This window comes from Serratia sp. BNK-33-b (assembly GCF_048684565.1).
GTDB classification, from domain to species: domain Bacteria; phylum Pseudomonadota; class Gammaproteobacteria; order Enterobacterales; family Enterobacteriaceae; genus Serratia; species Serratia marcescens.
In genome coordinates this window covers 2,024,296-2,037,154 of the sequence record NZ_JBLQTZ010000001.1, presented here as the reverse complement: position 1 = coordinate 2,037,154, position 12,859 = coordinate 2,024,296, and the positions used below count along the sequence as shown (strand labels likewise).

Here is a 12,859-nt window from a genome sequence, read left to right as displayed (position 1 = left end):
CTTCACAAAGCATAATCTTCTGCTCACAGGAAATTAACTCAGTGAAAAAATCCGTCCAACAACTTCGTCATCAAACGTGACAATATTCACAATTAATTTATCGTCGATGAGCCATGCATTTGCAATAGCCGTCTGCAAATAGCGATAAGATGCGGTTTAGAGGGGATTATGGCGTCATACCGCCACTGAATTGACATCAACGCTATCAATGATAGCACTCAAAAAAGGCGTGATAAGTAACATTGATTTAACAGAATATAAAAATACCAGCCAACAATTAAACAGAATAAAAACCCAACAAAATAAAAAATACCAACATAACAAACAAAGAGAGCCTCCTCCCTCCGCAGCAGAAAAATCGCGCAAAATTTCAGCTGCCGTTAACCTTGCTTTCACTACTGGAATAAAACACCCGAGCCCTTAGCCCGCCCGCTTATGTTGAACGCTGTAGCACGATATGAACGTTAAAGCCAGAAGCAGCGCCTAAAGTTCACACTATCGCTATTGTGGAGAACGCCTTATGTTCATCGCCATTTACCAGTTTTCAGTCAAACCCGGACACGAACACGCCTTTCGCCAGGCTTGGCTAGCGTTGACCCAAGGCATCTATCTGCAGCGCGGCAGCCTCGGCTCGCGCCTGCATCGGGATATGGGCGGGCAGTTTATCGGCTATGCGCAATGGCCAAGCCGAGTCGCATGGGAAAGCGCCGGTGATATTCAATTGGATGAACGCTACCGGCAAGCCCGGGAACGAATGCGTGCGACCTTGTTGGCAGATAAAACGCTATTTGAAATGGAAGTGACGGACGATTACCTGCAAATCAGACCGTTTGACTGAGCACAAGCCCACACAGGCGGGCTTGTGGTTGCGGGAGCGAGCAGCATCAATGATGCAGCATCTCATCCACGACTTCTTTGGTTTGCAGTTGGAATGGGTAGTAAGTCGGCCAGTTATCCATCTCTTTCAGCAACGCTTCCTGCGACGTGTTGCCCATAAAGATATGGAAATGCGCCGATTTGCGCGGGCCGATAATGTGATCGCTGAACTGCACGAATTTCGGCGCCAGGCTGCCGGCATCCTGGCATTCAAACAGATAACGCACGCCCTTTTTACCGGAAACATACGTCAGGATCTTATGCCCGGCGTACTTATACTGACAGGCGCTGGATTGGTCACCGCGGTGAAATTCCATGACGCCGTTTTCAATGCCGATGGTATCTACATCGGTGGCGTACCCTTTGCGGTAATACGCCTTCACTTCGGCGAAGGTCTTGCGCTTGTCCTGTGCCGCTTTCTTCTTGAACACCGGGTCAAGATCCCCATTGAGCAGATAGGGATACACGGATTGCCACACCCCCTCCCAATCCGCCAGGTTGCGATCTTTGACGTCCTTATCGTCGAATACACCCGCCTCCGCCTTTTTTTCCACCTCCGTCAGCGGCTTGCCGTGTGAATGATGCCCATGGGCGCACGCCTGCCCGCTGATAAACAGCGCGGCTAGCGCCACCGCCAGTTTGCCAAAATGCCTCGCCAAAATGCGCTCCTTGTCCGTTACCATGAAAATTAAAAGTTACAATATAACATAACAATTTTCAATCCTTGTCGTGCAACAGGCATTGTGTTGCGCCCCCCTGCCGCAGGGTTATACTCGAAGAGGGAATGCGGTGCCGCGCCGCCTTCTGCCGGGACGGGCGCCGGATCGACCGCCGTTCGCTCCTTTGCGTACCGGCATTTTTATTTCACTGATTTGCAATGGTTAATTATGACTTGAACTATGCTTGTTACAGGGTCTGCCGTTTGAGCAAGACCCGTGAATAATGAGGGTGCGCTGATGACTACTTCAACACATGAAAAGGTTAAGGATGATAAACGTCTGAGCGATGGACCGGACTGGACGTTCGAACTGCTGCAGGTGTATTTGGAGCAGATTGACCGCGTCGCCAAGCATTACCGACTCGACACTTACCCCCATCAGATCGAGGTGATCACCTCCGAGCAGATGATGGACGCCTATTCGAGCGTCGGCATGCCGATCAACTATACCCATTGGTCCTTCGGCAAGAAGTTCATCGAAACCGAACAGCGCTACAAACAGGGCCAGCAAGGGCTGGCGTATGAAATCGTCATCAACTCCAATCCCTGCATCGCCTACCTGATGGAGGAAAACACCATCACCATGCAGGCGCTGGTGATGGCGCACGCCTGCTATGGCCACAACTCGTTCTTCAAGAATAACTATCTGTTCCGCAGCTGGACCGACGCCAGCTCCATCGTCGATTATCTGCTGTTCGCCCGCCACTACATCAGCCAATGCGAAGAGCGCTACGGCGTCGATGAAGTGGAGCGACTGCTGGACTCCTGCCACGCGCTGATGAACTATGGGGTCGACAGGTACAAGCGCCCGCAGAAAATCTCCCTGGTGGAAGAGAAAGCGCGCCAGAAAAGCCGCGAAGAGTATCTGCAAAGCCAGGTGAATACGTTATGGAAGACCTTGCCACGCGTCGAACGTGAAGAGTCGCCGGAGCAGGCGCGCCGGTATCCGAGCGAACCGCAGGAAAATATCCTCTATTTTATCGAAAAGAATGCACCGCTGTTGGAACCCTGGCAGCGTGAGGTGTTGCGCATCGTGCGCAAAGTCAGCCAGTATTTCTACCCGCAAAAGCAGACTCAGGTGATGAACGAGGGTTGGGCCACCTTCTGGCATTACACCATCCTCAACCATCTGTACGACGAGGGCCGAGTGACAGAGCGGTTTATGCTGGAGTTTTTGCACAGCCACACCAACGTGGTGTATCAGCCGCCGTACAACAGCCCGTACTATAACGGCATCAACCCTTATGCGCTGGGCTTCGCCATGTTCCAGGACATCAAGCGCATCTGCCAATCGCCGACCGAAGAAGACCGCTACTGGTTCCCGGACATCGCCGGAAAAGACTGGCTGGAGACATTGCACTTCGCCATGCGCGACTTCAAGGACGAGAGCTTTATCAGCCAGTTCCTGTCACCCAAAGTGATGCGTGATTTCCGGTTGTTCACCGTGCTGGACGACGATCGCAACAACTATCTGGAGATTGCCGCGATCCATAACGAAGCCGGTTACCGGGCGATCCGCCAGGAGCTGTCGGCGCAATACAACCTGAGCAACCATGAGCCGAACATTCAGATCTGGAACGTGGATCTGCGCGGTGACCGCTCGCTGACATTGCGTTACATCCCGCAGGAACGCGCGCCACTGGATAAGAGCCGCCGCGACGTGTTGAAGCACCTGCATCGCCTGTGGGGCTTCGACGTGATCCTCGAGCAGCAAAATGAAGACGGCAGTGTAGAGTTGCTCGATCGCTGCCCGCCGCGGCCTACGCCGCTGTAACCGCCGCAACGACAAAGGGCGCCAAAATGGCGCCCTTTCTTTTTCATTGACTCGCGATTAACGGCGCGCTTCGGTCAGATCGCTCGGCATGGTGCCCTGCATGCTCTGCCAAATCGCCCCGCTGTCCTTACCGTAGTTGCGCACGGTGTCCATCACCTGGTCGTACAGCTTCTCATGGCACAGCGTGGACAGCTTGCTGTAGAAGGTCAGCGCCAGCTTGCGCGCTTCCGGGTTGGAGAAGTAGTAACGGCCCACGCGGGTGTACAGCCCTTTCAGACCGTTGAAGATCAGGCCGTAGATCGGATTGCCGGAAGCGAACGCCAGACCGCGGAAGATCTCGTAATCGAGCAGATTGAAAGCGTCCGCCTGATCTTCAACCTCGGCGGCCTTCGCCAACACTTCCTGGGCCTGCTCCGGATGATTGCGCACCGCGGCGCGAATAAAGATCGAAGCGATATTGGTGCGCACGGACAGCAGGTTATCGATCAGCTGAGGGACGCTTTTGTGATCGAGACGAGCCACCGTCTCAAGGATATTGAGGCCGGACGTTTCCCAAAAATTGTTCACTTTGGTCGGTTTGCCATGCTGAATGGTCAACCAGCCATCGCGGGCCAGACGTTGCAACACTTCACGTAACGTGGTGCGCGTGACGCCAATCAACTCCGAAAGCTCACGCTCCGCGGGCAAAATAGAGCCAGGGGGGAAGCGATTATTCCAAATACTCTCAATAATGTACTCTTCCGCGAAACCGGCAGGACTCTGCGCCTTTATGACCATGTGTTTGACGTTCCGTTGCGACGATAAAATCAGTAAAAGTAATCAGCTCATCATACCAGATCGTGCTGACATGACATAGCGTGAGCGAAAAACAATAAACGAAAGTGTGCATAACGTGGCAAAAAACGAGCAAAAATACCGGTCGGAGGAATTTTCCCATGGTAAAACAAGCTCAGGTTGCGCACGCCCCCACCGCATTGTTAGGGTACGTGCTACGACTGATTGAAGGATGCATAGAGCACAATGGAAACAACCCTGCGTAGCGCCCTGCTCAAAAATTTTCTGGGGCAATCTCCCGACTGGTACAAACTGACCATTCTCATTTTTCTGGCGATCAACCCCCTGGTGTTCTTTTTCGCCAGCCCGTTTATCGCGGGTTGGCTGCTGGTGGCCGAGTTCATCTTTACCCTCGCGATGGCGCTGAAATGCTACCCGCTGCTGCCGGGCGGCCTGCTGGCGCTCGAGGCCGTGGCCATCGGCATGACCAGCCCGGTGCAGGTTTCGCAGGAAATCGAACATAATCTGGACGTGTTGCTGCTGCTGATCTTTATGGTGGCCGGCATCTACTTTATGAAGCAGCTGCTGCTGTTTGTGTTCACCAAGCTGCTGCTCAACATCCGTTCGAAAACCCTGCTGTCGCTGGCGTTCTGCCTGGCCGCCGCCTTCCTTTCCGCCTTCCTCGACGCGCTGACGGTCGTGGCGGTAGTGATCAGCGTGGCCACCGGCTTCTATTCCATCTATCACAACGTGACGTCAAACCGCCCTGACGGCGACATTGGCGATGACAGCGATTTTACCGGCGAAGAGCGCAAACAGACGCTGGAGCAATTCCGCGCCTTTCTGCGCAGCCTGCTGATGCACGCCGGCGTCGGCACCGCGCTCGGCGGGGTCATGACCATGGTGGGCGAGCCGCAAAACCTGATCATCGCCAAAAACGCGGGCTGGGGTTTTATCGATTTCTTCCTGCGTATGGCGCCGGTCACGCTGCCGGTGTTGGTGTGCGGCCTGCTGGTGTGTTGGCTGGTAGAACGTTTTCACCTGTTTGGCTACGGCGCGCAGCTACCGGAAGCGGTGCGCGACGTGCTGAAAGAGTATGACCGCAAGGCCACTGCGGGCCGTAGCAAACAAGAACGGCTCAAACTGGTGATGCAGGCGCTGATCGGCGTTTGGCTGGTGCTGGCGCTGGCCTTCCACCTGGCTGAAGTGGGGCTGATTGGCCTGTCGGTGATCGTCCTCGCCACCTCCCTGTGCGGCGTGAACGACGAGCACGCCATCGGCAAAGCGTTCCAGGAAGCGCTGCCGTTCACCGCGCTGCTGACGGTGTTTTTCACCGTGGTCGCGGTCATCATCGAGCAGCACCTGTTCAGCCCGGTGATCCAGTTTGTGCTGCGCGCCGAGCCCGCCTCTCAGCTTTCGCTGTTCTACCTGTTCAACGGCCTGCTGTCGTCGGTTTCCGACAACGTCTTCGTCGGCACGGTTTACATCAACGAGGCGCGCACCGCGCTGGAAACCGGCGCGATCGGGCTGAAGCAGTTCGAGCTGCTGGCGGTCGCCATCAATACCGGTACCAACCTGCCATCGGTCGCCACCCCTAACGGACAGGCGGCGTTTCTGTTCCTGCTGACGTCGGCATTGGCGCCGCTGGTGCGTTTGTCGTATGGCCGCATGGTATGGATGGCCCTGCCTTATACGGTGGTGCTGACGGTAGTTGGCCTGCTGTGCGTCCAGTTCACCTTGGAACCGGCGACCGAGCTGTTGACGCAGTGGCATTGGCTGACGCTGCCGTCCATCGACGCCGTCGGCCACTGAGACGGCGCCGGCAGGGTGAACCGACTATTTTTACGCTGAATCCGGCCCAGGTGGCTGGCAGCGAAGAGGAATTGGTTTACACTGCCGGTTCAATTGCTTACTGCATGGAAGAATCTAGATATGTTGCAATTCTTTAACCGCTGTTCACAAGGACGCGGCGCCTGGCTGCTGATGGCCCTGACAGCGTTGGTGTTGGAACTGGTCGCGCTCTATTTCCAGCACGTTATGCTGCTGCAGCCGTGCGTAATGTGCATTTACGAGCGTTGCGCGCTGTTCGGCATCCTCGGCGCCTCGCTGGTGGGCGCCATCGCGCCGAAAACTCCGCTGCGCTACGCGGCGATCTTGCTGTGGATCTACAGCGCCTGGGAAGGCGTACAGCTGGCGTGGAAGCACACCATGATCCAGTTGCATCCTTCGCCATTCAATACCTGCGATTTCTTCGTCAGCTTCCCGTCCTGGCTGCCGCTGGACAAATGGCTGCCGGCGGTGTTTCACGCTTCCGGTGACTGCTCCGTGCGTCAATGGCAATTCCTGACGTTGGAAATGCCGCAATGGTTGGTCGGCATCTTCGGTGCCTATCTGTTGGTGGCGCTGATTGTGCTGGTCGCGCAGTTTGTTCGCCCACGCCGCCGCGACCTGTTCGGCCGCTGATCGGCAGACAAACAAAAAACGGCGCCGGAAGGCGCCGTTTTTTTAGGTATTGCTGTCACATTCCGAGATAAAGCCACCTCAGGTATGTGTAAGGAAGTAAACGAGCACGATCAGCGCTCCAGCTACGGCAAACAGGCGGATCATTTTCATTGTTATACTCTCGAACTTGCGGGAGAGCGGCCAAATTACCCAACTTATCGTTTAAAAAGAAGCATCCCGGCACGGCTAAGGGCGTAATTTACATAACATTAAACTTCTGCCATATCGGCGACTAAAAACAGGCCGCTCTGGCACATACCTTTCAGCCTTCGAGCATCAATAAATTACCGTTACTTATGAACGACTGCACCTTTGTCACATTCAGAGCACAATATTTTGGTGAAGTTTACCCATAAAATCCTTATAGTATCGGCAAAGTGAGTACTACCGATTTCCCTGGTGTTGTTGTGTGTCTTGCCCCTCATCTTTGCAGGGGCTTTTTTCCCCTCTTCCCCCCTCACGCAAGCCCTTACCCTCGTTAAATAAATTGTTGGAATTTCTCTCTATCCGGCACCAAGCATCAACGCCATTCGCGCACTAAAGATTAAAATCGTTCGCGATGCTTTCCCTATGCTGAATGACGTGTTGACTTTCGCCCTTTCTTCCTGTGAGCCAGGTTTTGGCTGACTACAGCACATCATATGACATCAAGGACACGATACTATGCCGGATACCACATTGCCCCCTTCGTCTCAGCGCCCCTTCCTGCGGCGCATGCTGCTCAAAGCCGGGAAAAAATTCCTGCGCTGGAACGGCGAATTTCAGACTCGCCATTCGCTCATCTCCACCACGCCGCGGATCGGCAATCATGAATTCCATTGGGTGACGGCGCTGGAAACCCGTTGGCCGGCCATTCGCGAAGAGTTGGATCGGTTGCTGGAACACCCGGAGGATATCCCAGCGTTCCACCAAATATCACCGGATCAGAAACGCATCTCTAAAGGCGATAACTGGAAAACCTTCGGGCTGTTTGTCTACGGGCAACGGGTTGATGAAAACTGCGCCATCTGCCCGCGCACAGCAGAGGCGGTCAGCGAGATCCCCGGCATGCGCACCGCCATGTTTTCGATTCTTAAACCGCACTATCACATCGTGCCTCACAAAGGCCCGACTCGAGCCGTCGTGCGTGCGCATCTGGGATTGATCGTGCCAAAGGATCGGGACAAGCTCTGGATCCGCGTTGACGACCAAATTCTGCACTGGGATGAAGGCAAGGTGATTTTGTTTGATGATTCCTACGAACACGAAGTTCGCAATGATACCGACGAGCTGCGCGCTGTGCTGTTTCTCGATGTCGACCGGCCAATGGACAAAGTGGGTACGGCGGTGAATAAACTGCTGTTCAGCCTGATCAAGGCCAGCCCGTATGTGAAGCAGCCGCTGAAAAATCTGGCTAACTGGCATCGCCGCGACAAAAAAGCGTGAAGCAAGAGTCTCATGCGCGTGAGCTCAATAGCCAAGAGGGCGGGATGTCTTAACACGCCGCCCTCTGGCATTAAAACTCGTGTTGCCGAGCAACATCTGTCAAGGCATCCGCGTTATCTGGCCCAGTCCGGCTTGTTGAGGATATGATCCTGCCAGTCCACCACTTCGCTCTCGCGCACCGCAATATGCCGCACCGTGATGCGCTCGCCGTGCATCGCCGCTTTGGAGCCGCTGATCAGCGGGTGCCAGGGAAACAGCGGCTTGCCTTCGCCGATCAGGCGATAGGCGCAGGTCGGCGGCAGCCAATCGAAGGTAGTGAGGTTCTCGCGCGTCAGTTTGATGCAGTCTTCTTCCAGCTCGAAGCGCCGCTCATAGTTACGGCATTGGCAGGATTTGATGTTGAGCTGGTTGCAGGCTACGTTGGTAAAATAAATCTCGTCGGTATCTTCGTCGATCAGCTTATTCAAACAGCATTGCCCGCACCCGTCGCACAGCGATTCCCACTCTTGTTCTGACATTTCCGCCAGCGTTTTCTGTTGCCAAAAAGCGAGTTGTGACATGTTAGCGTCCGGTTTCGGTAAATGGATAAGTCACCTGCGCACAGGTTCGAGGGGGGACTATATAGACATATTAGCCGCAAGATGCAAGCTTCGCCGCCGACGATGCCGGCGGCGAAGAGAGGTCAGATCACCCGGGTGCTGAGCGTTTTGCCGTTCAGGCTGATTTTCAACATGTCGCCGGAGGCCATCGGGCCCACGCCCTGCGGCGTGCCGGTCAGGATGATGTCGCCGGCGCGCAGCGTGAAGAAGCGGCTCATGTAGCTGATAAGCGGCAGGATTGGCGTGATCATGTCGCGCGTATTGCCCTGCTGGCGCAATTGATCGTTGACGGTCAACGACAGCTCGGCGTTTTGCGGATCGCAGAATTCCGCCACCGGGATAAATCCCGACATCGGGCAGGAACCGTCGAAGGCCTTGGCCTTTTCCCACGGCTGGCCGGCCTTTTTAAAGCCCGCTTGCAGATCGCGCAGCGTCAGATCGAGCGCCACGCCATAACCGGCGATCGCCCGCGCAACGCGATCTTCGTTGGCCTGTTTCAACGGTGTGCCGATCAATACCGCCAGCTCCACTTCATGATGCACCGCACCGAACTCTTTGGGGATGGCCACCGGCTGGCGAATATCGCACAACGCCGTTTCCGGTTTGATAAACACCACCGGTTCGACGGACGCCGCGCTGCCCATTTCCTTGATGTGATCGGCGTAGTTGCTGCCGACGCAGACCACCTTGTTCACCGGGAAATCGAGCAGCGAACCCTGCCAGTCTCTATGTTGATACATACCGCTTCTCCCAAACTGTAGAGGCTTGGCGCGCCAAGCCGATTATTGGTGTGCCGGATCAATGCCCGATCGCGTCTGCCATCATACCCACGGCGAGGGCGAAATAGTAAGAGCGATTCCAGTGCATGAGGGTGCGGAAATTATCATAGACCAGGAACGTCCGCCCCTGCAGATCATCCGGCGCGATAATCCAACCGCGCTGCACGGCATGCGGCAACGCACTGCCATCCGCACGGCGCACGCCGCGTTTCTGCCAGTCGTTGACGCTGCGCGCCTGCGCGTCTTTCAGGCCCAGTTCGGTCGGATTGAAGCCGGCGGGCAGTTTGACCTCGCGCCCCCAACCGATGCCGGGCTGCCAGCCCTCTTTGGACAGATAGCTGGCTGTAGACGCGAAAACGTCGTCAATGTTGTTCCAGATATCGATGCGCCCGTCGCCGTCGCCATCCGCCGCGTAGCGCAAGAAGGAGCTCGGCATAAACTGGCATTGCCCCATCGCGCCGGCCCAGGAGCCTTTCAGCGGCGTATCGCCGACGTGCCCCTGCTCGACTATCTGCAGCGCCGCCATCAGTTCCTGGCTGAAAAAAGCTTCACGGCGCCCTTCAAACGCCAAGGTCGCCAGCGCAGACACCACGTCTTCCCGCCCCTGAATCTTGCCGTAGGCGCTCTCCATCCCCCACAGCGCGATGATATAACGCCCTGGCACCCGATAGCGCTCGCTGGCCCGCAACCATTGCGCATGGCGCTGCCGATACCGTTCTCGCCCCTGGCGCACCTTGGCGGGCGACATCACCCGCCGCAGGTAATCGTCCAGGGTGATCTTCTGCTCCGGCTGATTGCGATCGGCCTTGATCACTCGATCGACGAAGTGGATTTGCGCAAACGCGCGATCAAGAGTCGCCTGACTGATGCCCTGTTCCCGCGCCCGGCGCTTAAGTTGATCGACATACGCCGGGAACTGCGCCGGATCGCGGCCGCTCGCCGCCAGCGTCGTCTCCTGCGCCGCCTGCGATGCGCCGGGCATCAGCACTCCGCCCAGCGCCAACCAGGCGGCCAATACGGTCTTTCTTGCCGAACGTGTCATCGCGCCTCCCCTGGCCGTGGCGACTGTCTCAGGCCTTATCGCCCGCCAGATGCTGATTAAGCAGGTTTTCAACCGGCGGCGGGAACTGCAGATAATAGCCTTCGTCTTTCAACGCCTGCTTCACCTTTTCGATATCCGCCGAGGCCAATTTCTTGCGCTCATCGAGCGACAGCATCATGGCGAATTGCGGCACGCCGAAACTTTTCATCAGCTCTTCCGGCACACGAGAGAAATCGTCTTTTTTTTCGACATAAAGATAAGTTTGATCGCGTTTCGGGCTTCTATAGATCACACAAAGCATTTTTTTAACTCTATTTAATTGAGGGAGCGTCTTGCCTGGATATAACTCTGACTATAACATGCTTATAGTACATCGGAATATCGCACCCCGAGTGGTATTCCGGGGATTTAAAGTTGCTGAGACTGAGTCAGGATAGATGTCACAATCGCCAATTGAGCTAAAAGGCAGCAGTTTTACCCTATCGGTTGTTCATTTGCATAATTCGCAGCCCGAGGTAATACGCCAGGCGTTACAGGAAAAAGTTGAGCAAGCGCCCGCTTTTCTGAAAAACGCTCCTGTTGTTATCAACGTCGCAACGCTGGAAGGCGATGCGAACTGGAAAGAACTTCAACAGGCTGTCGCGGCGGCAGGTCTGCGCGTTGTGGGTATCAGCGGTTGCAGAGATGAGCGTCAAAAGCGCGCGATAGCCCGCGCCGGGCTGCCGCTGCTGAGCGAAGGCAAAGGCCAGAAAATGGCGGCGCCGGAGCCTGCGCCAGCGCCCGTGGTGGCGGATAACGCCCCCGCCAAAACGCGCATCATCAGTACGCCTGTCCGTTCCGGCCAACAGATTTACGCCCGCAACAGCGATCTTATCGTGACCAGCAGCGTCAGCGCCGGCGCCGAACTGATTGCCGACGGCAATATTCATGTCTACGGCATGATGCGCGGTCGCGCACTGGCAGGAGCGTCAGGCGACACGCAATGTCAGATTTTTTGCACCCACCTGGCGACTGAGCTAGTCTCTATCGCAGGGCAGTACTGGTTGAGCGACCAAATCCCGTCCGATTACGTCGGGCAGGCCGTACGACTCAGCCTGTTGGATAACGCTTTAACCATACAACCTTTAAATTAAGCCCTTTTGACAAGGAATCCATTTCATGGCACGCATTATTGTTGTTACATCGGGTAAAGGGGGCGTTGGCAAGACCACTTCGAGCGCGGCCATCGCTACCGGCCTGGCCCAGAAAGGCAAGAAAACCGTCGTGATCGATTTCGATATCGGTCTGCGTAATCTTGACCTGATCATGGGCTGCGAACGTCGGGTAGTTTATGATTTCGTGAACGTGATTCAGGGCGATGCCACGCTGAATCAGGCGTTGATCAAAGACAAACGCACTGAAAACCTCTATATCCTGCCGGCTTCGCAGACACGCGACAAAGACGCGTTGACCCGCGAAGGCGTTGAAAAAATCCTCAACGATCTCGGCGAGATGGATTTTGACTTCGTGGTCTGCGACTCACCGGCCGGTATCGAAACCGGTGCGCTGATGGCGCTGTATTTCGCCGACGAAGCTATCATCACCACCAACCCGGAAGTGTCTTCGGTACGCGACTCCGACCGTATCCTGGGCATTCTCTCTTCCAAATCACGCCGCGCCGAGAAAGGCGAATCGCCTATCAAGGAACACCTGCTGCTGACCCGTTATAACCCGGGCCGCGTCAGCCGTGGCGACATGCTGAGCATGGAAGACGTGCTGGAAATCCTGCGCATTCCGCTGGTGGGCGTGATCCCGGAAGACCAGTCCGTGCTGCGCGCTTCCAACCAGGGTGAGCCTGTCATTCTGGATGCCGAGTCAGACGCCGGTAAGGCGTATGACGATACCGTTTGCCGCTTGTTGGGGGAAGAACGCCCATTCCGCTTCATTGAAGAAGAGAAGAAGGGTTTCCTGAAACGCCTTTTTGGGGGATAAACCATGGCCTTATTAGACTTCTTTCTGTCCCGCAAAAAACAGACAGCCAATATAGCCAAGGAACGGCTGCAGATTATCGTCGCAGAGCGTCGCCGCGGGGACAGTGAGCCCCCGTATCTGCCTGATCTGAAACGCGATATTCTGGCGGTTATTTGCAAATACATTCAGATCGATCCTGAAATGCTGCACGTGCAGTTCGAGCAGAAAGGGGACGATATTTCGGTACTTGAACTTAACGTGACATTGCCGGAATCGGAAGAAGCAGCTAAATGATTGCGACGCATTAATTACCCCCTGTATATTTTATGCAGGGGGTAACTGTATGTGCATCCAGTTATTAAGCTTTATCGGTAGCAAAAAAGCGATTTTTCCCTTTGGGACTATTCCCAATTAACTTGG

General features: G+C 55.4%; 15 protein-coding genes. 9 read left to right on the top strand and 6 right to left on the bottom strand.

All coding sequences use genetic code 11. From position 1 onward, the window contains the following. Window positions 1–208 precede the first annotated feature (208 nt). The gene (locus ACMGGK_RS09730) at window positions 209–424 is read left to right on the top strand and encodes a hypothetical protein (RefSeq protein ID WP_420276853.1); all 216 of its coding nucleotides are present in this window, start codon (window positions 209–211) and stop codon (window positions 422–424) included. Window positions 425–520: 96 nt separating this feature from the next. Next, entirely contained in the window at window positions 521–838 is a 318-nt protein-coding gene (locus ACMGGK_RS09725) for an antibiotic biosynthesis monooxygenase family protein (RefSeq protein WP_016927462.1), read from the top strand. Window positions 839–884: 46 nt separating this feature from the next. On the opposite strand, the gene zinT is transcribed toward ACMGGK_RS09725, so the two are convergent. Beyond that, complete coding sequence (gene zinT / locus ACMGGK_RS09720) at window positions 885–1,535, bottom strand: metal-binding protein ZinT (protein WP_016927461.1); 651 nt, start codon at window positions 1,533–1,535, stop codon at window positions 885–887. Between the two features lie 297 nt (window positions 1,536–1,832). Between zinT and ACMGGK_RS09715 the strand changes: the two genes are divergently transcribed. Next, window positions 1,833–3,368, top strand: coding sequence for a SpoVR family protein (locus ACMGGK_RS09715; protein WP_016927460.1), 1,536 nt, complete (start codon window positions 1,833–1,835; stop codon window positions 3,366–3,368). Window positions 3,369–3,425: 57 nt separating this feature from the next. Here the strand turns inward: ACMGGK_RS09715 and fadR are convergent, their stop codons facing one another. Next, on the bottom strand, window positions 3,426–4,145 hold the full coding sequence (gene fadR / locus ACMGGK_RS09710) for a fatty acid metabolism transcriptional regulator FadR (protein WP_025303107.1): 720 nt from the start codon (window positions 4,143–4,145) through the stop codon (window positions 3,426–3,428). A gap of 243 nt (window positions 4,146–4,388) precedes the next feature. On the opposite strand from fadR, the gene nhaB reads away from it, so the two are divergent. The 3 genes from nhaB (at window position 4,389) to ACMGGK_RS09695 (ending at window position 8,069) form a co-directional block, all read left to right on the top strand. Continuing rightward, a complete protein-coding gene (gene nhaB, locus ACMGGK_RS09705) occupies window positions 4,389–5,954 on the top strand; it encodes a sodium/proton antiporter NhaB (RefSeq protein ID WP_049298923.1) in 1,566 nt (521 codons plus the stop codon). Window positions 5,955–6,074: 120 nt separating this feature from the next. Further along, window positions 6,075–6,605 carry a disulfide bond formation protein DsbB gene (gene dsbB, locus ACMGGK_RS09700; RefSeq protein WP_033640107.1) on the top strand — a complete coding sequence of 177 codons (531 nt, stop codon included), beginning with the start codon at window positions 6,075–6,077 and terminating at the stop codon, window positions 6,603–6,605. Between the two features lie 702 nt (window positions 6,606–7,307). Further along, a complete protein-coding gene (locus ACMGGK_RS09695) occupies window positions 7,308–8,069 on the top strand; it encodes an aspartyl/asparaginyl beta-hydroxylase domain-containing protein (RefSeq protein WP_420276852.1) in 762 nt (253 codons plus the stop codon). Between the two features lie 113 nt (window positions 8,070–8,182). Here the strand turns inward: ACMGGK_RS09695 and ACMGGK_RS09690 are convergent, their stop codons facing one another. From ACMGGK_RS09690 to ACMGGK_RS09675, 4 genes are all read right to left on the bottom strand, one after another. After that, window positions 8,183–8,629: a YcgN family cysteine cluster protein gene (locus ACMGGK_RS09690; RefSeq protein WP_004932284.1), complete on the bottom strand. Its 447-nt coding sequence runs from the start codon at window positions 8,627–8,629 to the stop codon at window positions 8,183–8,185. A 122-nt stretch (window positions 8,630–8,751) separates the two neighbouring features. After that, the gene (locus ACMGGK_RS09685) at window positions 8,752–9,408 is read right to left on the bottom strand and encodes a fumarylacetoacetate hydrolase family protein (RefSeq protein ID WP_049299184.1); all 657 of its coding nucleotides are present in this window, start codon (window positions 9,406–9,408) and stop codon (window positions 8,752–8,754) included. A 58-nt stretch (window positions 9,409–9,466) separates the two neighbouring features. After that, window positions 9,467–10,489, bottom strand: coding sequence for a lytic murein transglycosylase (locus tag ACMGGK_RS09680; RefSeq protein ID WP_049299183.1), 1,023 nt, complete (start codon window positions 10,487–10,489; stop codon window positions 9,467–9,469). Window positions 10,490–10,517: 28 nt separating this feature from the next. Next, window positions 10,518–10,790, bottom strand: a complete 273-nt coding sequence (locus tag ACMGGK_RS09675) for a YcgL domain-containing protein (protein ID WP_004932294.1) — start codon at window positions 10,788–10,790, stop codon at window positions 10,518–10,520. Between the two features lie 136 nt (window positions 10,791–10,926). On the opposite strand from ACMGGK_RS09675, the gene minC reads away from it, so the two are divergent. Genes minC through minE form a run of 3 tightly spaced genes read left to right on the top strand, consistent with a single transcriptional unit; the run spans window position 10,927 to window position 12,733 of the window. Further along, window positions 10,927–11,622 carry a septum site-determining protein MinC gene (minC, locus tag ACMGGK_RS09670; protein ID WP_420276851.1) on the top strand — a complete coding sequence of 232 codons (696 nt, stop codon included), beginning with the start codon at window positions 10,927–10,929 and terminating at the stop codon, window positions 11,620–11,622. A gap of 25 nt (window positions 11,623–11,647) precedes the next feature. Next, window positions 11,648–12,460 carry a septum site-determining protein MinD gene (gene minD / locus ACMGGK_RS09665; RefSeq protein WP_016927452.1) on the top strand — a complete coding sequence of 271 codons (813 nt, stop codon included), beginning with the start codon at window positions 11,648–11,650 and terminating at the stop codon, window positions 12,458–12,460. Window positions 12,461–12,463: 3 nt separating this feature from the next. Then, window positions 12,464–12,733: a cell division topological specificity factor MinE gene (gene minE, locus ACMGGK_RS09660; RefSeq protein ID WP_004932303.1), complete on the top strand. Its 270-nt coding sequence runs from the start codon at window positions 12,464–12,466 to the stop codon at window positions 12,731–12,733. Window positions 12,734–12,859: the final 126 nt, after the last annotated feature.

What these genes read in the sequence shown, in the direction of transcription:
- ACMGGK_RS09685 (WP_049299184.1), bottom strand. Translation starts at nt 9,408, where the DNA reads ATGTATCAACATAGAGACTGGCAGGGTTCGCTGCTCGATTTCCCGGTG.
- ACMGGK_RS09690 (WP_004932284.1), bottom strand. Translation starts at nt 8,629, where the DNA reads ATGTCACAACTCGCTTTTTGGCAACAGAAAACGCTGGCGGAAATGTCA.
- ACMGGK_RS09695 (WP_420276852.1), top strand. Translation starts at nt 7,308, where the DNA reads ATGCCGGATACCACATTGCCCCCTTCGTCTCAGCGCCCCTTCCTGCGG.
- ACMGGK_RS09680 (WP_049299183.1), bottom strand. Translation starts at nt 10,489, where the DNA reads ATGACACGTTCGGCAAGAAAGACCGTATTGGCCGCCTGGTTGGCGCTG.
- minD (WP_016927452.1), top strand. Translation starts at nt 11,648, where the DNA reads ATGGCACGCATTATTGTTGTTACATCGGGTAAAGGGGGCGTTGGCAAG.
- dsbB (WP_033640107.1), top strand. Translation starts at nt 6,075, where the DNA reads ATGTTGCAATTCTTTAACCGCTGTTCACAAGGACGCGGCGCCTGGCTG.
- minE (WP_004932303.1), top strand. Translation starts at nt 12,464, where the DNA reads ATGGCCTTATTAGACTTCTTTCTGTCCCGCAAAAAACAGACAGCCAAT.
- ACMGGK_RS09725 (WP_016927462.1), top strand. Translation starts at nt 521, where the DNA reads ATGTTCATCGCCATTTACCAGTTTTCAGTCAAACCCGGACACGAACAC.
- ACMGGK_RS09730 (WP_420276853.1), top strand. Translation starts at nt 209, where the DNA reads ATGATAGCACTCAAAAAAGGCGTGATAAGTAACATTGATTTAACAGAA.
- ACMGGK_RS09715 (WP_016927460.1), top strand. Translation starts at nt 1,833, where the DNA reads ATGACTACTTCAACACATGAAAAGGTTAAGGATGATAAACGTCTGAGC.
- minC (WP_420276851.1), top strand. Translation starts at nt 10,927, where the DNA reads ATGTCACAATCGCCAATTGAGCTAAAAGGCAGCAGTTTTACCCTATCG.
- nhaB (WP_049298923.1), top strand. Translation starts at nt 4,389, where the DNA reads ATGGAAACAACCCTGCGTAGCGCCCTGCTCAAAAATTTTCTGGGGCAA.
- ACMGGK_RS09675 (WP_004932294.1), bottom strand. Translation starts at nt 10,790, where the DNA reads ATGCTTTGTGTGATCTATAGAAGCCCGAAACGCGATCAAACTTATCTT.
- fadR (WP_025303107.1), bottom strand. Translation starts at nt 4,145, where the DNA reads ATGGTCATAAAGGCGCAGAGTCCTGCCGGTTTCGCGGAAGAGTACATT.